The sequence below is a fragment of the Psychrobacter urativorans genome, assembly GCF_001298525.1.
Lineage (GTDB): Bacteria > Pseudomonadota > Gammaproteobacteria > Pseudomonadales > Moraxellaceae > Psychrobacter > Psychrobacter urativorans_A.
Genome location: NZ_CP012678.1, coordinates 1,733,275 through 1,757,179 on the forward strand (window position 1 = coordinate 1,733,275; position 23,905 = coordinate 1,757,179).

The 23,905-nt window shown below is 43.8% G+C and carries 18 protein-coding genes; 7 read left to right on the forward strand and 11 right to left on the reverse strand.

The genetic code is table 11. The annotated features are described in order from the left end of the window. Positions 1 to 96: 96 nt before the first annotated feature. Positions 97 to 4,095: a phosphoribosylformylglycinamidine synthase gene (gene purL, locus AOC03_RS07485; RefSeq protein WP_062534718.1), complete on the forward strand. Its 3,999-nt coding sequence runs from the start codon at positions 97 to 99 to the stop codon at positions 4,093 to 4,095. An 89-nt stretch (positions 4,096 to 4,184) separates the two neighbouring features. On the opposite strand, the gene AOC03_RS07490 is transcribed toward purL, so the two are convergent. The 4 genes from AOC03_RS07490 to AOC03_RS07505 all read right to left on the reverse strand — a co-directional run bounded on the left by AOC03_RS07490 (position 4,185) and on the right by AOC03_RS07505 (position 7,022). Further along, on the reverse strand, positions 4,185 to 5,264 hold the full coding sequence (locus tag AOC03_RS07490; protein WP_062534720.1) for an XRE family transcriptional regulator: 1,080 nt from the start codon (positions 5,262 to 5,264) through the stop codon (positions 4,185 to 4,187). Further along, positions 5,254 to 5,964 (reverse strand): hypothetical protein, encoded by a 711-nt coding sequence (locus AOC03_RS07495; protein ID WP_062534722.1) that lies wholly within the window; start codon positions 5,962 to 5,964, stop codon positions 5,254 to 5,256. The genes AOC03_RS07490 and AOC03_RS07495 overlap by 11 nt, the downstream gene beginning before the upstream one ends. Positions 5,965 to 6,054: 90 nt before the next feature. Further along, a complete protein-coding gene (locus tag AOC03_RS07500; protein WP_062534724.1) occupies positions 6,055 to 6,252 on the reverse strand; it encodes a hypothetical protein in 198 nt (65 codons plus the stop codon). 23 nt (positions 6,253 to 6,275) lie between these two features. Continuing rightward, positions 6,276 to 7,022, reverse strand: coding sequence for a type 1 glutamine amidotransferase (locus AOC03_RS07505; protein WP_062534726.1), 747 nt, complete (start codon positions 7,020 to 7,022; stop codon positions 6,276 to 6,278). A 341-nt stretch (positions 7,023 to 7,363) separates the two neighbouring features. Here AOC03_RS07505 and AOC03_RS07510 point away from each other — a divergent pair, with 341 nt between their 5' ends. Then, entirely contained in the window at positions 7,364 to 8,989 is a 1,626-nt protein-coding gene (locus tag AOC03_RS07510; RefSeq protein ID WP_084785800.1) for an FAD-dependent monooxygenase, read from the forward strand. 90 nt (positions 8,990 to 9,079) lie between these two features. On the opposite strand, the gene AOC03_RS07515 is transcribed toward AOC03_RS07510, so the two are convergent. The 6 genes from AOC03_RS07515 to AOC03_RS07540 all read right to left on the reverse strand — a co-directional run bounded on the left by AOC03_RS07515 (position 9,080) and on the right by AOC03_RS07540 (position 16,149). Next, positions 9,080 to 9,940: an N-acetylmuramoyl-L-alanine amidase gene (locus tag AOC03_RS07515; protein ID WP_062534728.1), complete on the reverse strand. Its 861-nt coding sequence runs from the start codon at positions 9,938 to 9,940 to the stop codon at positions 9,080 to 9,082. Between the two features lie 69 nt (positions 9,941 to 10,009). Further along, complete coding sequence (locus AOC03_RS07520; RefSeq protein ID WP_062536597.1) at positions 10,010 to 10,666, reverse strand: MOSC domain-containing protein; 657 nt, start codon at positions 10,664 to 10,666, stop codon at positions 10,010 to 10,012. Positions 10,667 to 11,080: 414 nt separating this feature from the next. Next, the gene (gene rsfS / locus AOC03_RS07525; RefSeq protein ID WP_062534730.1) at positions 11,081 to 11,482 is read right to left on the reverse strand and encodes a ribosome silencing factor; all 402 of its coding nucleotides are present in this window, start codon (positions 11,480 to 11,482) and stop codon (positions 11,081 to 11,083) included. A gap of 107 nt (positions 11,483 to 11,589) precedes the next feature. Beyond that, positions 11,590 to 12,393, reverse strand: coding sequence for a nicotinate-nicotinamide nucleotide adenylyltransferase (locus tag AOC03_RS07530; RefSeq protein ID WP_062534732.1), 804 nt, complete (start codon positions 12,391 to 12,393; stop codon positions 11,590 to 11,592). 197 nt (positions 12,394 to 12,590) lie between these two features. Continuing rightward, complete coding sequence (pta, locus tag AOC03_RS07535; RefSeq protein ID WP_062534734.1) at positions 12,591 to 14,738, reverse strand: phosphate acetyltransferase; 2,148 nt, start codon at positions 14,736 to 14,738, stop codon at positions 12,591 to 12,593. Positions 14,739 to 14,916: 178 nt separating this feature from the next. Next, a complete protein-coding gene (locus AOC03_RS07540; RefSeq protein WP_062534735.1) occupies positions 14,917 to 16,149 on the reverse strand; it encodes an acetate/propionate family kinase in 1,233 nt (410 codons plus the stop codon). Between the two features lie 658 nt (positions 16,150 to 16,807). On the opposite strand from AOC03_RS07540, the gene lptM reads away from it, so the two are divergent. From lptM to AOC03_RS07565, 4 genes are all read left to right on the forward strand, one after another. After that, entirely contained in the window at positions 16,808 to 17,164 is a 357-nt protein-coding gene (gene lptM / locus AOC03_RS12785) for an LPS translocon maturation chaperone LptM (protein WP_062534737.1), read from the forward strand. 79 nt (positions 17,165 to 17,243) lie between these two features. Then, positions 17,244 to 18,587 (forward strand): diaminopimelate decarboxylase, encoded by a 1,344-nt coding sequence (gene lysA, locus AOC03_RS07550; RefSeq protein ID WP_084785802.1) that lies wholly within the window; start codon positions 17,244 to 17,246, stop codon positions 18,585 to 18,587. A 294-nt stretch (positions 18,588 to 18,881) separates the two neighbouring features. Further along, entirely contained in the window at positions 18,882 to 19,796 is a 915-nt protein-coding gene (gene dapF, locus AOC03_RS07560; protein WP_062534741.1) for a diaminopimelate epimerase, read from the forward strand. Positions 19,797 to 19,808: 12 nt separating this feature from the next. Next, the gene (locus AOC03_RS07565; protein ID WP_084785803.1) at positions 19,809 to 20,762 is read left to right on the forward strand and encodes a tyrosine recombinase XerC; all 954 of its coding nucleotides are present in this window, start codon (positions 19,809 to 19,811) and stop codon (positions 20,760 to 20,762) included. A gap of 44 nt (positions 20,763 to 20,806) precedes the next feature. Here the strand turns inward: AOC03_RS07565 and AOC03_RS07570 are convergent, their stop codons facing one another. After that, positions 20,807 to 21,682 (reverse strand): nitrilase-related carbon-nitrogen hydrolase, encoded by an 876-nt coding sequence (locus AOC03_RS07570; protein WP_062534745.1) that lies wholly within the window; start codon positions 21,680 to 21,682, stop codon positions 20,807 to 20,809. Positions 21,683 to 22,008: 326 nt separating this feature from the next. Here AOC03_RS07570 and AOC03_RS07575 point away from each other — a divergent pair, with 326 nt between their 5' ends. Continuing rightward, the gene (locus tag AOC03_RS07575; RefSeq protein ID WP_062534747.1) at positions 22,009 to 23,757 is read left to right on the forward strand and encodes an RNA polymerase factor sigma-54; all 1,749 of its coding nucleotides are present in this window, start codon (positions 22,009 to 22,011) and stop codon (positions 23,755 to 23,757) included. The last annotated feature ends 148 nt before the right edge of the window (positions 23,758 to 23,905 follow it).

Below are 23,905 nucleotides of genomic sequence, written 5' to 3' on the forward strand. Positions count from 1 at the left end.
CTGATTATTAGAGGTCTTCTTGTTATAATGCACCGACCCTTTTCTTTGTATGGCAGTGATGCCCCCTCGATTCTATAGTCTATGGAACAAGCCTTTATGATGACCATCGCCGGACAACCGTTTCTTACCGATTTTCAGACGCAGCAACTCATCAGTCAGTTTCAGCAAAAAACCGCGCTAAATGTCAGCCAAATTCATACCCAGCAAGTGTATGTGTTATCACGTGAACTCGAAGGTGATGAGCATAAAAAGGCACTCGACTTGTTTGCTGTCGACCCATCTATAACGCTTGCGCCAGCAGAGTCTAATCAGCTGCAAGTCATCGTCGGTCCACGTTTTGGTACGATTTCGCCATGGGCAAGTAAAGCGACCGATATTTTTAATAACTGTGAAATTACGATTAAGCGTGTTGAACGCGTGATTGTTTATACATTGACGATTGATGGTGAAGCAGGCGAAAAACTGCCAGTGGACGCTGAGCAATTATTGTTTGACCGTATGACCCAAAGCTTGGTCTATGACTTAAATGATGTGAATAAATTATTTGACGATGAGCAGCCAGCATCATTGAATCATATTGATGTCATTGGACAAGGTCAATCAGCGCTTGAGTCTGCCAATAAAGAATTTGGTTTTGCGTTATCGAGTGAAGACATTGATTATTTAATGAATGCTTATGTCAATGAGCTAAAGCGTAACCCAACCGACGTTGAACTGATGATGTTTGCACAAGCAAACTCTGAGCATTGCCGTCATAAGATTTTCAACGCTGAATGGACAGTTGATGGTGCAGTACAGCCAAAATCCTTGTTCCAAATGATTAAAAATACCTATAAAGCCAATCCACAAGGGATTTTGTCGGCTTATAAAGACAACGCGGCAGTGATGGCAGGTTCTGAAGGCTGGCGCTTTTATCCTGTTCCTACTGATGCTACGGATGCCAATTCGGCACACCCTTACAGTTTTCATCAAGAAGAAATCGATATCTTAATGAAAGTCGAAACCCATAATCATCCAACCGCTATCGCTCCTTATGCTGGCGCGGCAACGGGTGCAGGTGGTGAAATTCGTGATGAAGGCGCAACCGGTCGTGGCGGTAAACCAAAAGCAGGTCTAACAGGTTTCCACGTATCACATTTGCATATTCCTGAGCTTGCTGAAAAATGGGAGCAGTCAGGTAATGTAAGCACACAGGATTATGGTACGCCTGATCGTATGGCAACCAGTCTTGAAATTATGACGGAAGCGCCACTCGGTTCAGCCAACTTCTCTAACGAGTTTGGTCGTCCAAATTTATGCGGTTATTTCCGTAGCTTCCAGTTGGATACCTCAGCAGCAAAAGATGGCAGTCAAATGCGCGGCTATCATAAGCCAATTATGCTTGCTGGTGGTTACGGTAATATCAAACGTAACTTGATTGAAAAAAATGCCATTCAACAAGGCGATTTGCTTATCGTCCTTGGTGGTCCAGCCATGCAAATCGGTCTAGGTGGCGGTGCAGCATCATCTGTCGATAGTGGTTCACTCGATGAAGGCTTAGACTTTGCATCCGTTCAGCGTGATAACGCTGAGATGGAGCGTCGCTGTCAAGAAGTGATGGATCGCTGCTGGGCATTGGCTGGTAATGATGTTGATGCTAGTAATAATGGTAAAGATGGCAACCCAATTGTGTCGCTACATGATGTCGGTGCAGGTGGTCTATCGAATGCCATGCCAGAATTGGTTAATGATCATGAAATGGGCGCAATACTAAATCTACGTAAAATTCCATCGTTAGAAGCCGGCATGTCACCAATGGCGATTTGGTCTAATGAAGCACAAGAGCGTTATGTCTTGGCAATTCGTCCAGAAAGCGAAGCGCAGTTCGATGCTATTTGTGCCCGTGAGCGCTGCCCGTATGCCATATTAGGCACAGCAACTGAAGTACGTCAGCTAGTCGTTAATGACGAATTGCTCCCTGAGCAGCCAGTTGATATGCCGATGCAAGTATTGCTTGGTGGTACGCCACAGATGAAGCGTAGCTTTGAGCGTCAAGAGACTAGCTTGCCAGCATTAGAGCTAAGCGAAGTCAATCTAGCTGAATCAATTAAAGACGTATTACGTCATCCAACTGTCGCTAGCAAATCATTCTTGATTAGCATTGGTGACCGCTCTATCACGGGTATGGTTGTACGCGATCAGTATGTTGGTCGCTATCAAGTACCGGTATCAGATTGTGCGGTAACGGCATCAGGATTAATCGCGCTAGATGGTCAGCTGATGAGCGGTGAAGCGATGAGTGTTGGCGAACGTACACCAGTTGCCCTGATTAGTCCAAAAGCCTCTGCACGTTTGGCAGTTGGTGAAGCAATCACCAATATCGCAGGCGCACGCATTACTAAGCTATCTGATATCACCATGTCAGCAAACTGGATGGCAGCGTGTGGCGATGATGCCGAAGATGCGGCATTGTTTGATGCGGTCTATACTGTTGGTGAAGAGCTATGTCCAGCACTTGGTATCGCTATTCCAGTCGGTAAAGATTCGCTATCAATGCGCGCCAATTGGACAGACAGTAATGAAAAGGGCAGTACTGATAAATCAGTTGTGTCACCAATGAGTTTGGTCATTACTGCTTTTGCTCCTGTCGTTGATGTTGCAAAAACGCTAACGCCTGAGCTTATTAATGGTGATAGCGCCTTCTACCGTATTGACTTATCCAAAGGCAAATTGCGTCTAGGCGGCTCAATCCTCGCGCAAACGCTTAGCCAATTAGGTAATGACTGCCCAGATTTAGCACAGCCAAGCGACTTGGTCGATTTCTTTAACTTTATCCAAGCGGGTAATGAGCAAGAAGTTATCAGTGCTTATCACGATATCGGTGATGGCGGATTACTTGCGACCATTGCTGAGATGCAATTTACCAGCCGTCAAGGTATCAAGCTGTCATTGACTGATGATAACTTATTGGGTCAATTGTTCAGTGAAGAGTTGGGTGCAGTTATCCAAGTATTACCAGAGAACGTCGCCGCTTTAATGCAATTGGCAGAAGAGTTTAATGTCAGCGAAATGCTTACCCTTGTCGGTCAAAGTATTGAAGAAGACAGCTTACTTATACAAACGCCAACGCTAAACGGTGATAAAACGCTTAGCTTTAGCCGTAGCGAGCTGCAGTGCGAGTGGAGTCAGGTCAGCTATCAAATCGCGCGCCGCCGTGATAACCCAGCTTGCGTTCAGCAAGAGTATGACTTGATTAGCGATGCCAGCCATCAAGGGCTTATCGCTGCGCCAAACTTTGACCTCAATCAAAAGGTTGAAGAACCGTATTTAAACAGCCGTGAAAGCAAACCAAGAGTCGCTATTTTGCGTGAGCAAGGCGTCAACGGTCAGACCGAAATGGCAGCAGGCTTTACTCAAGCAGGCTTTGAAGCGGTCGACGTGCACATGAGTGATTTACTCAGCGGTCGCATCAATCTACGTGACTTCGATGGTTTGGTCGCTTGTGGTGGCTTTAGTTACGGCGACGTATTGGGCGCAGGCTCTGGCTGGGCGAACTCTATCTTGTTCCATGATGAGTTGCGTATGCAGTTTGTACGCTTCTTTGCCCGTCCTGATACCTTCTCACTCGGTGTCTGTAACGGTTGTCAGATGATGGCGCAGCTAAAAGACCTTATCCCAGGCGCGGAAAACTTCCCACGCTTTATCGCTAATAAGTCAGCTCGCTTTGAAGCGCGTACGGTCAACGTAAAAGTTGAGCGTACCAAGTCTATCTTGTTTAAAGGTATGCAAGACAGTATCTTACCGATTGCGGTTGCTCATGGTGAAGGCTATGCCACGCTTAATGCTACTGAAATCGACGGTATGGAAAAACATGGTCAACTTGCCATGCGCTTCGTCGACAGCCAAGGTCAGTCAACTGAGACTTATCCGCTCAATCCCAACGGTTCGGTCGGCGGTGTCACCGGTCTGTGTAGCACTGACGGTCGCGTCACCCTCATGATGCCGCACCCTGAGCGTACGCTACGTGCCTACAACCATAGCTGGAAACCAGAAGCGTGGGATGAGGACGGCGCGTGGATGCGTATGTTCCGTAATGCGCGGGCTTGGGTAAGATAAGTTTCGTTAAGATAATTTGAATTATTGTAGATAATAAAAAAGGTGGGCTTCGGCTCACCTTTTTTATGTTTGTGATTAATTGAAAGATCCTACAGTAATCTTAGCTTGGGCTTAGTGTTTTCACTGATTAATTTGAACGTTATATCATCTAAAATTTGATAACCAAAATCAATATTCTCATAGAAGTTCCTACCTTCCTTTTCTAAAAGAACTTTAACGATCTTATTCAATAGAATAGGTTTCTCACGTTCAATAGGTTCGGGTTCTGATTTATTATATCCTTGCTTGCTAAACTCTATACAATTAGAACGATAAAGCCAATCGGTTAATAATCCATTGGTGTGTAAGTTATAATTCATAGCCGCAAGAGATACTTTCCAATATTTCTTATAGCTTATTAAGTTAGCTAGATTTAGATTATTTGGAGCCATAGCAATAAATGCTTCTTTCGGCATCAAGAAGCTGGATGCAAACCTATCAGCTTCGTGCTCTTTGTCTTTCATATTCTCAAGTACATTTTTATCATCACTATGGAGAACTAAGTGACCAAGCTCATGAGCAGCATCAAAACGCATTCTTTCTGCTGACTTGGCTGTATTCAAAAATACTATAGGTCGTCCATCATGATAAAAAGAAAATGCGTCAACCTCTTTTACTTCAATCGGTAAACGAAATACTGCGATACCGTGTGATTCAAGTAAAGCTATAATATTTTTAATCGGTAAAATGCCTAATTGCCAATCACCACGGAGCGTTAAAGCAGATTTTTCAGGCTCATTCACTAGAGTATCAATATCAAAACCTTGAAAAGTAGGAAGGTTAGAAATTCTCTTATCAAAATACTCTAAAGTTTGAATTGCAAATTCACTATAAGCCCGCGCAGAATTCCTATGTTGAGCTTTTATGCGACTATAGGAACGGAAGAATATCTGCTCATCTATTACTTGTGTTTTAAAAGTGGAGTTAAAAAAACTAAAGGGTAAATTTAATGATTCACTTAAAGCCACTACTTTTTCAAAGTCAGGAATTGAAGATTTTTTTTCATTCAGATAGTTTGAAATAGTAACTTCTGTACAAGACAAAATGTTAGCTAAATCTTTATTTGTTTTACCCTTTAAATCCTTAGCTATTTTTAACCGGTGTTTATTAAATTCAAAGTTACTCTTCATTACTCGCATTTTTATACCCAATTTCAAACGAGTCCTCATTCACTGATTCATCAGCAAATTCACTCATATATGACTGAACTTCACTTTCTGAATCTGAAGAAAACATTAATCTACAATCATGGTCAGTAGGAAAAATTTTCCCATCATCCATTTCTATATAAGACATTGGTCTTGCAAGTTCATAGATTAGACTCGGAGAATCATCTTGATAAATTTCGTGTTTTCTTGACGGATAGTATAAAACCCAAGTTTCCAGCTTCTCGCCAGTCATATTTCTATATTTATTTATATCAATTTTATGCTTGGTTTCAATACCTTTTGAACAGTTAGAGGATATTGGTAAATCCACATTACCCAAATTATGATTACTAGACATAATGATAATTTGAATATTATTATTGGTGATAGTTAATGTAGGTTGTCCTTGATCTCGATTAAACTTAATTTCATTAGAAATAAGCTGCAAAGCTATGTTTTCCCCAATATCACCCCAGCGTGCTATACCACTTGCACAGTTCACTGCAGTTTTCATATTGAAATTCTGATCAGCTTTCTCAATGGCGCTAAAGATAATTTGTGGAGTAAAACCGAATTTCTCCTTCAAAATTATTATAGCTGCATCGTTAGTTATGAGCTCGCCATCTTTATTACGACTATTTAAATCACTGAACATCTCATACTGCGGTGCTTGATATGCCATATCTAACTCATCCATATTATTTTTATAAATTATAACATCATTAGATGTGGTAAAAAATAAAAATGGTGTAATAAATAAAATTTTTATGAGTTACTTACTTAAAGAGCAATCTTTAACCTCTCTCTTCGCCTCCGCAATCAACTCATGAATCTTAGCACTCTCTTTTAGCACACAAGCATCGTATGCAGAGAACGGCTCAGCTTCTTGCTCTCTTTCCTTCTCTTGCTTGGTTTTTTCTTCTAGATGTTTTTGCAGCTCATCTTGTTCGTCATATTGTGAGTTATTCATGGGTTATTCTCTTTACTATTCAGTTATCCGCTATTTGCCATCCGATTTAGTATAGCGGCTAATTTTGCATTATTGTCTGAAATATATTGATCACTACGCGCTATTATTTCAGCCGTTGATTGTACAGTTTCGGGATAATTGATAAGTCCACTTTGGATAGCGCCATTGCCATTTGCGACCATCTTAGCAAGGCTTTCTTTGGTCACTTCAAAATGACACTGCCAGCCCATTACCCAAGTGCCAAGCGCTTTATGCTGCGGAGTTTGGTAGATAAATCCTTGGTTCGCCCAAACCTCTGATGTTGCAATAATACTAGCCCCTTCTGGACAGTCAAAACCATCACCATGAAAGTGAAAGACAGTGAAATCTTGCTTAGATAAATCCTGTAATAAGGGATGTGATTGTCCTTCTGTCGTTAATCGAATGGGCAGCCAACCGATCTCTTTTACGTTAGCTGGCTGGACGTTAGCGTCCAAACAATGCGCAATAAGTTGCGCCCCTAAACAAATTCCGATAACTGTTTTGCCATTATCAATACTCTGTTTAATCAAGCGTTTTTCATTGACTAACCAAGAATATTTTTCCTCATCGTGTACACTCATTGGTCCACCCATCACGATGAGCCAATCAAAACTATCGTGCTCTGGCAATAAATCGTTATTGTAAGAGCGAGTGATAGTGAGCATATGGTTGTAGTTAATAGCCCACTGTTTGATAAAGCTAAGGTCTTCATAATCGGTATGGAATAGGGCGTGGATGCATAGCGTCATAAAATACCTCTGATTAATAAAAATCGTCTAGTGAACGTTTTAAATGTCTAGAAATTGACCTCAATAAAAATAATCACGTCCAGCATACTTCTTATTCAGCGCCTTTAAAATAGCATAAATCTCCCAATTCATCTTTGCGCTTAGACTGATCTAGTATCCATCAACTTTCCCTAAATATAAAACAGACTACCTCTTTGCATGGATATTTATCTTCATAAAGAGTGCTACCAGCCTTAACAAAAATCAATACAACGCAGATATCGCCAAGAATATACTGAATATATCTTTGACCATGAGCTCATTCATACTGAACTGATATCTCTATCTGCAAAAGGAGCGTTATGTCTCATTATAATAACGATATCACGTCCCCTGAAGGCGCTAGCACGCTCAGTAAGACTAAGTCTAACGCCACAGAGGTATTGATTGTAGGCGCAGGACCTACAGGACTGGTACAGGCGCTTTGGCTCAATGAGCAGGGCATAAAGGTGCGTATTATTGATAAATCAGCGCAGGCAGGTTCGCAGTCCAGAGCCTTAGTCGTTCAAGCTCGAACCTTAGAGCTGTATCGTCAGTTAGGTCTTGCAGACAAAGTAGTGCAGGAGGGCTATCGCAGTGCAGGAATCAACCTTTGGTCGCAGGGGAAAAAAAGAGCACACCTTACGCTAGGTGAGATGGGGAAGACTATCACGCCATATCCTTTTATTTTGATATATCCGCAGGACAAGCATGAGAAGCTATTAGAGCAAGAGCTAGCTAACCGTCAAATCATCGTCGAAAGGGGAGTCGAGCTGATAGATTTTGTATCCCAAGATACGACAGACACAGCAAAAGTCACAGCAAAAATACGTCACAAAAATGGCTATGAAGAGTCTGTGATCAGTCGCTTTTTGGTTGGTTGTGATGGCGCTAGCTCAACGGTACGTAAAACACTGAATGCTGATTTTGCAGGCGGCACGTACGAGCAGATATTTTTTGTGGCAGATGTGGATACTAGCGTCAATCCATTTGAGGGCGAGATTCAAGTCGTGTTTGAAGGCGCGGATTTTTTATTGGTGATGCCGTATGGCGAGCATGGGACGATACGCTTAGTGAGCAGCGTCAGTCCAAAGCGCACGCCAACGACAGAAGCTGATATCAAGGCGCTAACCTTTAAAGATATCGATACCACTGCGCTTGATTCTATCGGCATCAAGGTCACCTCGGTCAATTGGTTCTCATCATATAAAGTCCATCACCGCGTCACGGATCATTTCCGTCATGGTTCCGTCTTTTTGATCGGAGATGCGGCTCACGTTCATAGTCCCGCAGGGGGACAAGGTATGAATACTGGTATCGGTGATGCGATCAATTTAGCTTGGAAATTGGCGGCAGTCTTAAAAGGGCAAGCACCAGATACTATATTAGATAGTATTGAATCTGAGCGCAGAGTATTCGCGCATAAACTCGTCGATACTACTGATAGATTATTCAAGTTCGTCACTGCTCAAGGGGCATTGGCTGATTTTGTTCGGACACATATAGCACCAACGGTGGTAAAATTTAGTTGGCATAATGACTTTGTGCGGGAGATGCTGTTCAAAACCATTTCACAAACTCAAATGAATTACGCTGACAGTGAATTAAGTTTCGGTACAGTAGGGGATATCCATGCTGGCGAGCGGTTACCTTATGTACAGTTCGATAAGCAAGATAATTACGACTCTTTGAGAATGATTTCGTGGCAACTGCACGTCTATGGCGAGCCGACAGCCGCGCTGCAACAGTGGTGCGAGTTCAATAATATTAACCTAATAACGTTCGTATGGCGTGATGAGTTTGCAACAGCGGGTCTCACAAAGGATGCGATATATTTATTGCGACCCGATAGCTATATTGCAGTGGTCTGTGCTAATGCTGATATATCGGTGCTTGATAATTATTTAGAGAGCAGGGGTTTCAAGCTTTACAGCCTAGCAACGTCGTAATCAGCAGTGTGTAGACATACATCAACACTTTATGCCAATTGAACCATTAGCTTTAGAAACAGATGAAAAGATACAGGGCGCGCGCTATTATCAATCCGCATATTTCTTATTCAGCGCCTTTAAAATAGCATAGGTTTCTAAATCCATATTACCCGTTGGCTGCTGCGGTCGAAAGTGCAATTGAAACGCATAAATCACATCACGACTGGCTTTATCCCACGCATCATTATCATTGATTTGATAACCATATTTCCTAAATGCTTGCTTAATCTCAGGTATCGTTGCCGCTGCAAACTCGTCTTGATTCATAAAGAATTGCTTATCAAATTCATCATACCAAGCGCCAATACCATACTCTGTATACAGTCGTTGCCAAGGGAACTTCGCACCGGGGTCGATTTTACGCGAGGGTGCCATATCAGAATGTCCGATGATATTGGTCGGGGAAATATTGTATTTTTTGGCTAAATCTTGCACCAACTGCGCGACTTTTTTAATCTGTAAGTCTTCAAATGCCACATAGTGCTCAGCAGGATGATAGTCAAGCGTGCCGTTTTTTAGCGCATCGCGATATTGTGTGGCAATCCCGTCGTTGACAATCTCAATACCAATCGAGGTGTCATTTAACACCGTTCTACCTCCAAAGCCACCTGCGCCCGCGTGCCAAGCACGTTCGCTTTCAGACACTAGGCGATAAATTTTATCATCGTCATTATTGAGAATTAGATAATGTGCACTGACATTGCCTGTCGTTAAGGTTTTTATAGATCTCTCGTTATCGCCAACGGTATAATGCAGCACGATAAAATGAATGCGCTCATTTTTACCTTGGGCTTGATAGGTTTGGCTGTCAATCGTATAGCGCGGTGCTGTGGTGGATACGCAGCCTGTCAGTGGCAGCGTTAAATATAATGCGGATGCCAATGCTAAAAATGAGAAGTTTTTTGCCATGAAATGCTCGGTGTGAAAAATAGGAAAAGGGTCATGCGAAATCTGCACAAATTTCTCGGTATTCTATTTTTAATCTTGCTTAATCTTCTTTGCCAAAACCGTCTTCCAACTATTTTCCAAACACTCAATCGTCAGCCACGGCTCGATAATGTCGGCGGCAAACTTCTCTTTTGCATTGGTCAGTTGCCAAAGCGTCTCTAAAGTAGCAAACGGATACGGTCGTTCGATTAAATATACGGGCAGGTCTGCATCAATCATCCCATCACGCACCACTTCAAAATACCAGCCAGCGATACCTTGCTTGGTGACCCACGAGGCAATATTTGGTACTTTGGTAAATTGTCCAATTTGGTCGTTGATTTTGTAGCAGGGTCGTCGTGGTTGCACGAGTCGCAATTGCACGCTATCGTTATCGGATTTCTCATTCTGCCCACCGTATTGAAAGACATCACCAATACAGACGGTGGCTTCGGTCATTTCAGGTAAATGATTCACTGCTCCGGTGGTGAGGTTTTCGCCTAATGTACCCACCCGCACTTTTAAACCAAACTCTGCATTAACTTTTTCATACGTGGCAGGTGGTAATTGGTGAACGGCTTTGAGTGGACCACCGTGATGGCGGCGATCGGCTTGCTCATCGGTAGTCAATCCCATAAAGTCGACGGCAACAGGCGCTTTAATCGGTGCTTTATCAATAGCGCTCATTTGTTCACGCGCAAATGGCATGGCTTTGCCTGCGCGGACACAGAGTAAATTGGCGATGTGGAGCGGGAGTGGTTTATTAAAGTCATTAATGTCAGCGCCAGTGCCAGTGCCAGTGCCAGTGCCAATATTAGCGTTAGACGTTTGCGGTAGTGACTCACTAAATTCTTTGCTCATAAGTCATCCTAAATTATTGTTGTTTTAATCAGTAAATACTGTTTTTTTCATAACATTATCTTAGCGTAATCATTGGCTGTTTTGTTGGTTAAAGAAGAAAGCTGTTTAAAAGGTAATGCTACTTAAAGGTATTAATTATTGCTCAGAATTAAGGTATAAAAGTTAGGCTCTAAAAAAATTTACTATCAAAAATCAGCCATAAAAAAAGACCAGATAATAAATCCAGTCTTTTTAGGTAAGCCACGCTATTTATCTTTGATATTAATTACGGCGACCGGCTTTTTTCTCACGTGGTACGGCGACCAGCTCAGCTAAGTTTTCAGCTGATGACCAGAGACCTTCTAGGTCGTAGAACTCACGCGCTGCCGGGGTCATCATATGCACAACGACCGCGCCTAAATCGATGAGCGTCCAGTCAGAGTCGTTACCGCCTTCGCGACCGAGGGGCATAAAGCCGCCAAGCTTCGCTTCAGCGCCAACGCTGTCTGCCATCGCGCGCACATGGCGTTTAGACGTACCGTCAGCGATAACGATGCGTTCCATCACGTCGGTTAAATGCTCAACATTGAGCACAGTGATATTTTTGGCTTTCATATCGTCTAGGGCAGTTTTAACAAGGGTCAGACAAGCTTCTAAGCGTTCGTTCGTCATGGTGTTGGACATATATTTTGATCTCTTTAATCGTATTAATAACATTGGAACATAAAATAATAAATGGTCAGTTAAGCAATAATTTGCAAAATGACATCAATAGAGCGATTTTAACGGAATTAGACAGCAGAATATAGCTGATGGGCGATAATATATTGATAAACCGTAGGATTTAGCCATTTAGCTAATAAATTGGGCGGATTATCAGTAATCGTAGGGATTGTGTGCAGTTGTTTGCGTATTTGGGTACTGGATAGCGCTGTGACGGGTCGCGGGTCTATATAAATGCGTCCTTTGGCACAGTTTTGCAAGGGTTTTCCAGTTTCTGCGAAGGTATTTAATACTCGTGTTAACTCTGTTGGGCGGTGAGTAATTTGCCCTTGTAAAGCGCTTGGTAACTCAGTAATCAAATGCGCGATATCCTGAGTAGAAAAATGATCTATCCTCTCATTTGCAGTCATTACATCATTCATGGGCAAAAAATTTGCGCTGTTACTTCGGTTAAAAATCCATAAATGCACATAGTCGGTCAACTCTAGACCATTTTTCCATTTATCCAAACTGCGGGCGCTGTCCATGCCCATAATAAATATTAGGCTGTCATTGGGATAGCACTCATGCAACGTACGTACGCTGTCTATGCTATAGACGGGCGGCGTTTGCCATAGTTCAAGCTCACTGATTTGTAGCGGAGTGTTTTCAATCGCTAACGTTAACATGGCAAGCCGATGAGCAGGATCTAGGCTTTGTTCTTTAAACGGCGAGCGAGCATTGGGCAGTAAAGAGACGTGTAGCGGGCGCTGTTGTGCGGCGGCGATGGGCGCAAGGCACTGATAAACGTACATTGCCATTTGGATATGGCTGTAATGTACAGGATTAAAAGATCCGCCAAGATAGGCACGAATCGCAGGCGCAGTAGACATTAAAATAAAATACTCTGTAATCAATAAACGGATGCGCCATTGTAGAGGGCAGGCGAGCGCTTGTCATTAAAAGCTGCTTATTTAAAAATAGGTGTTGAAAAATAAGCCAATAAAAAGCCGACCCTCATAATGATATGAGAATCGGCTGTATAAAGTCTTACTTATAGCACTTATTAAGTTACGCGTTTAAGCACTTATTAAATAGCATCGCTATCGGCTTGAATAGCGGTCAGCGCGATAGTATAGATAATATCATCGACCAAGGCGCCACGAGATAAGTCGTTTACGGGCTTATTCAAGCCTTGCAGCATGGGACCTACGCTGATGACGTTGGCGCTACGTTGGACGGCTTTATAGGTGGTGTTACCTGTATTGAGGTCAGGGAAAATAAAGACGTTGGCTTGTCCGGCGACTGGCGAGTCGGGCGCTTTTTGTTTGCCAACACTCATGACTGAGGCGGCATCATATTGCAAGGGTCCATCTACCGCGAGACTTGGCATGCGTTCACGGACGATTTCGGTAGCACGAGTGACTTTTTCAACATCAGCGCCCGTACCAGATGCGCCTGTTGAATAGCTAATCATGGCAACTTTGGGCTCAATACCAAAGGCAGCAGCAGATTCAGCCGATTGAATGGCAATTTCTGCCAATTCTTCTGCGGTTGGGTCAGGGTTAATGGCGCAATCCCCATAGACCACCACTTGTTCAGGCAGCAACATAAAGAAAATTGACGATACCAAAGAATACTGCGGTGCGGTTTTAATCAACTGAAATGCTGGGCGGACAGTGTTGGCAGTGGTATGGATGGCACCAGAGACTAAGCCGTCAACTTCGTCCATCTGTAACATGGTCGTACCTAAGAATACGGTATCTTTAAGCTGTTCAGCCGCAACAGTTTCAGTGGTTTTGCCTTTACGACGTTCAACAACAGCCGCGATATATTTGCTCATATCCAGCGTATCAGGGTCAATAATCTCAAGACCTTCAGGTAAGATTAAATCGCGATTTTTGGCGACTTGTTCAACATCGGCACGCTTAGCCAGCAGTACGCAATTGGCGATGCCACGGCTTTGGCAAATACAAGCGGCTTCGACAGTACGCGGCTCAGACCCTTCTGGCAAGACGATACGTTTGTTCGCCAGTTGCGCTTTTTTGACCACTTGATGACGGAATGCCGCAGGAGACAAGCGCGGTTTGTGGTCGCCACTGAAATAGGCTTTAATCCAACTGAGGTCTAAATGCGCGGCAACATAACGCGTGACTTCTTGGGCGCGTTCCGTATCATCAGAGGGAATCTCAGCACTCATGTGCATCAGGCTTTGCACGGTTTCAAAGCTGTCAGATTCCACGCTCATAACGGGAATACCGGTTTTTAGCGCTGACTGCCATAATTCGGCAACGGTAGCATTGGGCACAACACCGCCTGTTAACACCAAACCTGCGAGTGGAATCCCATTAATACACGCCAATGCAGCGGCTAATAGCAAGTCATCACGATCGCCCGGCACGACGATAAGCGTACCGCGTTTGAATACTTCGTCGATACGAGCGACTGAACGGGCGGTTAGGCTAATATGAGTGATACGGCGAGATTTGGCTTCACCAACGTGCAACCAAGTCGCGTCCAGCTCAGCGGCAATATCCCATGTGCGTGGCACAGACAGCGAGTTACTAAACGGCACGACACCGATAAGGCGGAACTGCTCGGTATTAAAATGTGGCGACAAACGCATCATTTGTTGCATAAAATCATTATCTAAACTCACCACCGCTTCGCCTGGCGCTACGGGCTGAGTCTCAAAGGTATTCGGCACATCGTGCACGCGCATTAAAATACAGCCTAAGATACGGTCACTAGCAATACCACCAAATTCACGCGCATGCACATCCAATTTATCCGCAAGTTGAGCGGGGCTGCTTGTATCAACGGTGCTGACAAAGATAATTTTGGCATCTAACGCGTGAGCAAGCGCGCGGTTGATTTGTGAGGCGTAAGACGCTTCAGTGGTCGGCACTAAGCCTTCGCAGATAATCACGTCTTGATCGCTACCAATGGATTGATAGTTTTCGACCACTTCTTCCATTAATTCATCAAGATTATCATCACCCAACATCCGTTCGACGCGCTGACGATTAATCGACTTAGGTGGCGTTAGACCAAAAGCATGCATAATCAATGCGCTTGAGCTATCTAGGCTGTTTTGTTTATCTAAGGTATCGTCTTGCAAGAAGGGCTTCATAAAGGCGGCTTTAACGCCATTATAATCCATCGCCCGAATCAGACCGAGCGCTGCTGACGTCACACCGATACCGCGACTAATGGGAACAAGTAAAATGGTTTGCATAGCGTATCCTACTGTTTATTATATTCTTGAGGGAAGCTGCTGAAAGCACGTGCTATTTAAGTTAAGTACAGCGCTCCGTAGCAGAAGCGCTCCCTTTATTAGACTCATGACTTATTTTAGAGATAACCTCTTGCAGACCTAACCTAGTATAAATCTGACCTATTAGAAACCCGACAGATTAGAAACCTAAGGTTTGACGTGTTTCTTTAGCAATTTGGCATTCTTCATCAGTAGGAATGACCCACAGCTCAATGCTGCTGTCTTCATCGTGGAAACTGCCTTCACCGCCGCCAAACAGAGATTTGTTTTTATCTTCACTGAATTTAATGCCGAAGTGGCGCATTACGTCTAAAATACGGGCGCGCGTCGTTACAGAGTTCTCACCGATACCACCAGTAAACACAATGCCCGTAAATTCAGGCAGGGCACAGCTTAAGCTCGCAAGGTATTTACCCGCACGATAGCAGAATATCTCAATGGCGAGCTGGGCGTCGACATGACCTTCATTAGCTGCTTGCTCAATCGTCCGCAAATCGTTTGATAAACCTGAGATACCAAGCAGACCGCTGTCGTTATTGAGCATATCATTGATTTCTTCTAAGCTCATACCCAGTAGGCGTTTTAGATGGATATGCAAACCAGGGTCAACATCACCGCTACGTGTGCCCATCATTAAGCCCTCAAGCGGGGTTAAGCCCATACTGGTATCTAAGCTTTTGCCATCATAAACAGCAGCAGCAGAACAACCATTACCTAAATGCGCGGTCAACCAACCATGCGGACCTTTGGCGGTAGTGATATGGCTGGCACGTTCTGAAACGTAGGCATGTGACGTACCGTGAAAGCCATAACGACGGATTTTTTCTTCTTCATATAAGGCTTTTGGAATCGGGTAACGATAGGCAACGGCTGGCATGGTTTGGTGAAATGCCGTATCAAAAACCACCACTTGTGGGATATCAGGATAGATGGCTTGTACCGCTTCGATACCTAATGCGTTCGCAGGATTGTGTAGTGGCGCAAGGATTTTTAAACGTTTAACTTCTTCTAAGACGTGAGCATCAACGCGTACCGCTTTCGAGTATTCTCGTCCACCATGTACCACGCGGTGACCTACCGCGACGAAGTGGTATTGTTCTAATAATGCCAAGATTTTTTGCAATGCCAATTCATGACGACCACCGGGAATGGTAATCTCAAGCTTTTCGCCATTTAATGTGGTGTGTTTAATACGAGCGGTATCGAGACCTAAGTTTTCGGCAAGCCCAGTGATACGAGTAGATTCATCTTCGCTGATAAGCGCATATTTAATGGAGGAAGAGCCGCAGTTTAAAACTAAAGTAGGGTTAATTAAATCTGATTTACCCGAGTTGCGATCACTAAAAGTGGTATTGCTGACGCTGTCACTCATGCTCTATCCTTAGATGATGTTGGTTAAGACCTAAATCATAGCGGATTAAAACCGATTGAACAAACATAAACACACGATTAATGCGCCATCTAATTTCATGTTTTATAGCTAAATTTATGAACAAAAATATAGTTTTTTAATAAAAGTTTTTAATACAGATGACCGTATAAAACGATACTAAACAGCTCAATTTAATAATATTTATTATAATAGAAGCCATAGTAGATAAGCGTTCTAGAGATAAAATGACCTATTTGAATGATTAACGCTTACCCAACATCCGCGCTAAAATTGACAGTCAACAAGCCTTTACCATTGCCACTGACGCACGTCTATAGAGGCTCAATAGGGTTGACACCAAATTGTAAGGAAATTTGTCAGAAGTATAATAAATGAGATAATTCGTCTCAATGTTGCGTGATAGCCATCAGTTGATGGTGTGCATATTATGGAAATTTTGCTTAAATAAAGCCAACACGCGCACAGCTTTCGTGAATAATGCTATGATTCAAAGGATGCTAATAGCAGCGCTTTATGATGCTCATACTGATGCTGATGTTTAGCCCCATATTTTTATTTACTATCATTCTTAATTATCTGATGCTGTCTTTTATTACCTTTTTACTATCGCCACTTTGTTGCAAGGTTGTTTGTCCTTATGCTTACTACTTCTCAGCTCAGCACGATGAATCGTGCCAAATTATCCATAAAAAATGTCAAAGAAAAAGTGCTATCACCAGCAGCTATTCTTAATACCGGTGGGCGTTTTGTCTGTACGCTAGTATTAAGTGCGACAGTCATGGTTGCACTAACAGGCTGCGGACAAAAAGGGGATTTATACTTAGTTGATAGCAATAGCCAAATGGTAACGAGTAGCTTGGAGGTATTAGACAGTACCAGTGATCCACAAGATGCCGCGTTTGCAGGGCTTGATGATGCGGATTATCAAAAGACGCGCTATCTAGAACAAAAACAGGTATTGCCCGATGTGACTGACGACCCAAATGATTATTAACATTTGAATTTTTTACAATTCTTAGTTTTTAACCCTTACCTTTTTATTTTGATAAATTGATGACCTTAGAGACACTAATATGAGTAATGTTGAGCCAGTAACTACCCAAACCGAACAAGGGTTATATATTAATCCTGAAGCGTTAACTGCCCATTTATCCGCATTAGACTACCGCGATGATGCGCTATATATGGAAGATGTGAGCATTAGTGAGTTGGTAAAATCTTACGATACACCGTGCTATGTGTATTCGCAGCAGGCGATATTGGACGTCTATCACGATTATAATGAGAGCTTTGCGGCGATTGACCATCGAATTTGCTATGCGGTCAAAGCCAACTCAAATATTGCGGTGTTGGGCGTGTTGGCAGCAGCAGGCGCAGGATTTGATATTGTCTCGCGTGGAGAGCTTGCGCGCGTATTAGCAGCCGGTGGGCAGGCGAGCCGCGTGGTATTCTCAGGCGTTGGCAAGACGCGTGACGATATTGAGTTTGCCCTGACGCAAGGTATCAGCTGTTTTAATGTTGAATCCATCAGTGAGTTGACGCTCATCAATATGGTCGCCAAACAACTGGATAAGCGCGCCCCTATCTCACTACGGGTTAATCCGGACGTCGATGCGAAGACGCATCCATATATTTCTACTGGTCTAAAAGATAATAAATTCGGTATCGCGCACGATAAAGCACTGGCAGTATATGAACATGCCGCCACGTTATCGCATATTGATATCGTCGGTATTGATTGTCATATCGGCTCGCAATTAACCGAAGTGGCACCTTTTATTGCCGCTTTGGATAAAGTCATTGAGCTGATTCATAGCTTACGTGAGAAAGGTATTGAGCTGCGCCATGTTGATTTGGGTGGCGGTTTGGGCGTGCGCTATATCGAGGAGAAACCGGTAACGATTGATGAGTTTGCGCAAGCGTTATTGCCAAAATTAACCGAGCTTGGCTTAACCGTCTTTTTTGAGCCGGGTCGCAGCATGGTCGCCAATGCCGGTATATTATTGACTCGCGTTGATGTGCTAAAACCAACTGAGCATAAAAACTTTGCCATCGTTGACGCGGCGATGAATGATTTGATTCGTCCCGCATTATATCAAGCGGAAATGGCAGTGATTCCAGAAGTATTACCAAGCGAAGGTATCGAGACCGATGGCACACAGGCGTGGGATATTGTCGGCGCGATTTGCGAAACGGGTGACTTTTTAGCAAAAGACCGTCTCTTGTCATTGGCAACCGGTGATATTTTAGCCATTACTGGTGCTGGTGCGTATGGCTTTGCGATGAGTAGTAATTATAATTCTCGTCCGCGTGCCGCTGAGGTGATGGTCGTAGGCACTCAACATCAGCTGATTGGAAAACGCGAAACGATTGCTGATTTGTATGCTGGCGAAACCTTATGGCAAACTGAGAAATAACCCTCAAGCAGTGAAAAAGAGTAATGTTAGTGACATTATAAAAACGTCACTAGGCTGATGGCTTATTTCTCATTGCACTTATTATTTATTTCACGGTTCAAAAACGACCCATTGCTATCAGAGCAATGGGTTTTTTATGGCTCATTGTTAACCGTGCTCATGCCATTTTTAACCATACTGCTGCCGCAAATCAACGTAGTCAGTCAACACAGTAAATCAATGGCGATGATTATCATTGTCATAGGCAGCGTGCTACTATAAGCCACACATAATAATAGAATAGGAAATAAGGATATGTTGATAGAATTTACCAAAATGCATGGTCTGGGTAATGATTTTATGGTCATCGATTTGGTGACCCAGCGTTTAGAGTTAACCACCGATTTGGTACAGTTATTGGGTGACCGGCATTTGGGTATTGGCTTTGATCAATTGCTGGTGGTTGAGCCACCGATGCGTCCTGACGTGGATTTTAGTTATCGTATTTTTAATACCGATGGCACGGAAGTCGAACAATGTGGCAATGGCGCGCGTTGTTTTGCACGCTTTGTACAAGCGCGTAAGCTGTCATTTAAGCAGCGTTTACGGGTTGAAACGGCAAGTGGTATTATCTCTTTAACCACCGATCGCTACGGCTGGGTGGAAGTCGATATGGGCAAGCCTAAGTTTGAACCCAACGAGATTCCTTTTACCCCAAAAGCCACCACCAAAATTCAAAATGCCTATCATTTGGATGTGAATGGTACGCCAGTGCAGTTATATGTCGCCAATATGGGCAATCCGCATGCGGTGATTAAAGTGGATAACGTGTTAGATGCGGAAGTCGAAAAATTGGGCAAAGCGATTGAGTCGCATCCGGCATTTCCTGCACGAGTTAACGTCGGCTTTATGCAGGTGATGAATAATCGTCATATTCGTTTGCGTGTTTATGAGCGCGGCGTTGGTGAAACGCAAGCCTGTGGTACGGGCGCGTGTGCTGCTGTAGCAGTTGGTATTCGTGAAGGCTGGCTCGATGAAGGCGAAGACGTACGCGCGCAGTTGTATGGCGGTAGTATGATGATACGTTGGCAGCAAGGGTATTCGGTGATGATGACCGGACCGACTGCCTTTGTTTATGAAGGGGTCTTTAGTCCTGATGGTCTGATGGCGCAAGCTGGTATGAAGCCCAACACTACCAGTGGTGAAAGCCATACTAGCCATGCCAGTTAAGTCATTGAACTTATGACAATAATAGAATCCGATGCCGAGCTACAGGCGCTATTCATACCTGTTGAACGCTGGTTAACTGTCTTGGCAGTACGCAATCACTCCAAGCATACCTTGAGCGCCTATTTTGCAGGGGTCAGTCAATTGGCGCTATTTTTGCGCGGTAAGCAATTGACATGGACGCGCTGTGATAAGCGCCAACTTGCGCAGCATATCAGTCAGCGTTTGGATGAGGATAAGTTGGCGCTTGCTAGTGTGCAGCAAGAGCTATCGGCTATTCGGCATTTTTATGGTTGGCTGATTGAGGAAGGCGTAGCACGTATTAACCCGACCACAGGCTATCAGTTAAAACGCAGTCCCAGACCATTGCCATCGATTGCTGATATTGATTTACTCACCCAGCTGCTTGACCAACCTGCGCCTGATACGCCAGAGCAAGCGCGCTTATGGTTACGTGATAAAGCCATGTTTGAGCTGCTGTATAGCAGTGGTTTGCGCGTCGGTGAATTGGTGGCGCTTGATGTCAATGATATAGATATTTCGGAATTGCGCGTGCGCGTCACTGGTAAAGGCAATAAAACGCGCCTTGTACCTATTGGGACAAAAGCAGCAGCGGCTATCACGCGTTATCTGCCGCATCGGCATTTATGGGTTGAGCAACTTGACGCCGCTCTTTTTATTAGTGAAAAACTAGGTACACGATTATCGACGCGCGCGGTGCAACAACGTCTTAAAGTCGCAGCAGCGCGCGCCGGTATTGCCCAAAATTTATATCCCCATTTGCTGCGCCATTGTTTTGCCTCGCATATGCTATCGGGCAGCGGTGACTTGCGTGCGGTACAAGAAATGCTCGGACATAGTGATATCAGTACCACCCAAATTTATACCCATGTGGATTTTGCCAAACTCACCCAAGTTTATGACCGCGCCCATCCACGCGCCACACATTCAAAAAATAACGATGATTAATGGTATTAAATGATAATTAATATGCATCAAAACTGAATCATCATTTACGCCAAGCGATGACAATCAAAAATAGGCATACGTTGTCGTCCTTGCTCCTGTACATTTTTATCAAATGTTGCCATGACTAGGGCATAACCTTTATCCAATGCTTGACCCTCAAGTACGCTATAATCATAGCTATCCGCAACTGAGCCATTAAAAGTAGTAATGGTCGCGTGCCCCCATGTTTGGCGTGGATTGCCGGTTTTATAAATATGCTCACCGCCTTGTGCCGCGCCAATCACCATACACTGGCTATCTAAAGCTCGCGCTTGCAACAATAGCGACCAATTTGCCTGCCCCGTTAAATACGTAAACGCAGAAGGCGCACTGAGCAACTCCGCACCCGCTTGTCGTAAACGCTGAGCAAGCGCAGGAAAACGCAAATCAAAACACACCATCATACCCAATTGAAAAACTGCATTATTAACCTCAATGGGCGTCACCACCGTCTGCGTGCCCGCCTCAAAGGTCGCCGCTTCATTATAGCTGCCTTGCTTATCCGCCACCGTCGCGGTAAATAAATGAATCTTGTCATAACGCGCGGCTTGCGAGCCGTCAGGCGCAAACAACTGGCTGACTTGGCGCATCCGTCCATCAGGCACAATCATGCCATCTGGACGATAGGGGCATGGCAGCGACCCTGCTAGCACATAGATCCCATGACTGCGTGCATAATCGCCAATCGTCGCTGATAGCGCATCAAACCGCGCAGCTGTCGCGCGCTGCTCACCCATGCTACAACAATTCTCCGGCAACACCACCAGCGTCGCGCCTTGTGCGCTAGCATCACTAATCGCGGCTTTAATCGCGGTAAGATTGGTCTCAATATTCTGTTGGCTATTCATCTGTACAGCAGCGACAGTCATTTTATGATTCATATCTATTCTCGGTTATATTTATTGGCTTAACTATTATTTTATTGAAGTTCTACTGTCAGGTATTAGAATAAAGCGTCTTGCTTGTTTGGCAGCGTGCCAACATTACAGCAGGATATGAGTGATAAATGATTAATAACCCCTCAAAAAATTATCACATTGCAGCATAGAAAAATCATTGATATAAATTATCATAGCAACAATGTAGCAAAAAATGCTATCGTCATCATCCGATATGCCCCCGTCCATCTATTTAGATAAAAAAGACGGTACTATTTATAATTGATAATAATTAAAATAATAACCCTATTGGAGTGTAAACCCCAGTCATGAATATGTCGTTTGGGTTAGTCGCCACACTAAGCACCTCGCAAAAACTCACCCCACAAATGCAGCAAGCCATCAAGCTATTGCAGTTGTCTAGTCTCGAATTGGCACAAGAGGTTCAGACAAAACTAGATAGTAATCCGCTGCTTGAGCGTATCGAAGACGATGAAGATGATCATTATAACGATGACAGCTCTAGCCTTCATGAAGCGATAGCTGAGTCTTTAACGCTTGAGATGTGGAATAGTAATGCCGCAAGCAGCGCAGCAGCTGACGACCATTTTAGTAGTGGTGCTGAGTCTTATAACGACTCCAATACGTATAACGATTCTGAGGCTTATAACGACTCTGACGATAACTCATTTAGCGACAGTTTTGATAAATTACAGCAGTCTGGTATTGATGACAGCGTGATGGACAGCGGCGATATCAATAACGATTATCAAGATATCGATAATGATTTTACGCATTTTGTTACGGGTAATTATGCCTCGTCTGCGGCAGTCGGTGGCAGTGCTACTATTGGCGAGCTTGATGACTATCAAGGCAGTACCAACGCTAGCATTCAAGACCATGTGCGTTGGCAGCTTAATTTTAAGCACTTATCTGACATTGATATCCTGATTGCCAATTATTTGATGGATTCCATGGACGATATGGGCTTTGTGCAGCTTGATATTGATGAGTTACTGCAAAGTTTTGCTACTATGGCAAGTTTTTACCAGTGGGATGATCATGTGGAACACGACGAAATTCAAGCGGTGCTGCGTGTCATTCAGTCCTGTGATCCACTCGGTGTCGGTGCGCGTAATCTGAGTGAATGTCTTGCCATTCAGCTCTCCAAACTTGACCGCAATACGCCACATTTAGCCCATGCACGAGCGTTATTGTCCGCAAGTGAGCATTTGGTGAGTAATAATATTAAAGCCTTAACGGAAGCTACTGGACTGCTCCCTGAGCACATCACACCAGCGCTTAACTTACTCCGCACCTTAAATCCTTCGCCGGGGCTATCTTTTCAGAGTAGCCAGCCTGACTATACTCAGCCGCCTGTCAGCTACGATATCCCTGATATTTTAGTATCACCGATATCCTCTAGCAATATGAATCCTAGCAATATGAAGCATAACAATACGAATAAAGAAGCGAATGCCACAGAGCAAAATGAGGGCTGGTATGTGCGTCTGAATCCAGAAACCTTACCAAAACTACGTGTCAATCAAGAATATGCCAGCCTCGTTAAACGTGGTGATAATAGCCCTGACAATCAATATTTGCGTGATAATCTACTTGACGCCCGACTGTTTATCCGCAGTATTGAAGAACGTAATCAGAACTTATTAAAGGTCGCGACCAGCATCGTCCGCCATCAGCAAGAATATTTGCAACATGGTGCAACCTCGATGCAACCCCTAATTTTAAAAGAAGTGGCTGAAGAAGTGGGCTTGCACGAGTCCACTGTCTCGCGTCTGACCACCAGTAAGACCATCTTAACGCCGCAAGGGTTATTCTCCCTGAAACACTTTTTCTCCTCGCACGTGAGCAGTAACGATGGCGACATCTCATCCACGGCGATCAGCGCCATGATTAAGCAGCTCATCGCTGATGAAAATCCTAAAAAGCCACTCTCTGATAGCCGTATTCAAGCGCAATTACTGGCTGACGGCATTGATATTGCGCGCCGCACTGTTGCCAAATATCGTGAAGCCATGAATATCGGCTCATCGACCCAGCGCAAACAAAAATACTAACTATATTAGAGTCTAAGCGCACATCAGAACCATTAAGCTACTATAGCTAACCGTAACTCAATGATAATTAACCTTATAGCAAAAATAAAATTTTTTGATTATATAGATTTCTGTTAATAATAGATATTTTGTTTACATTTAATTACAC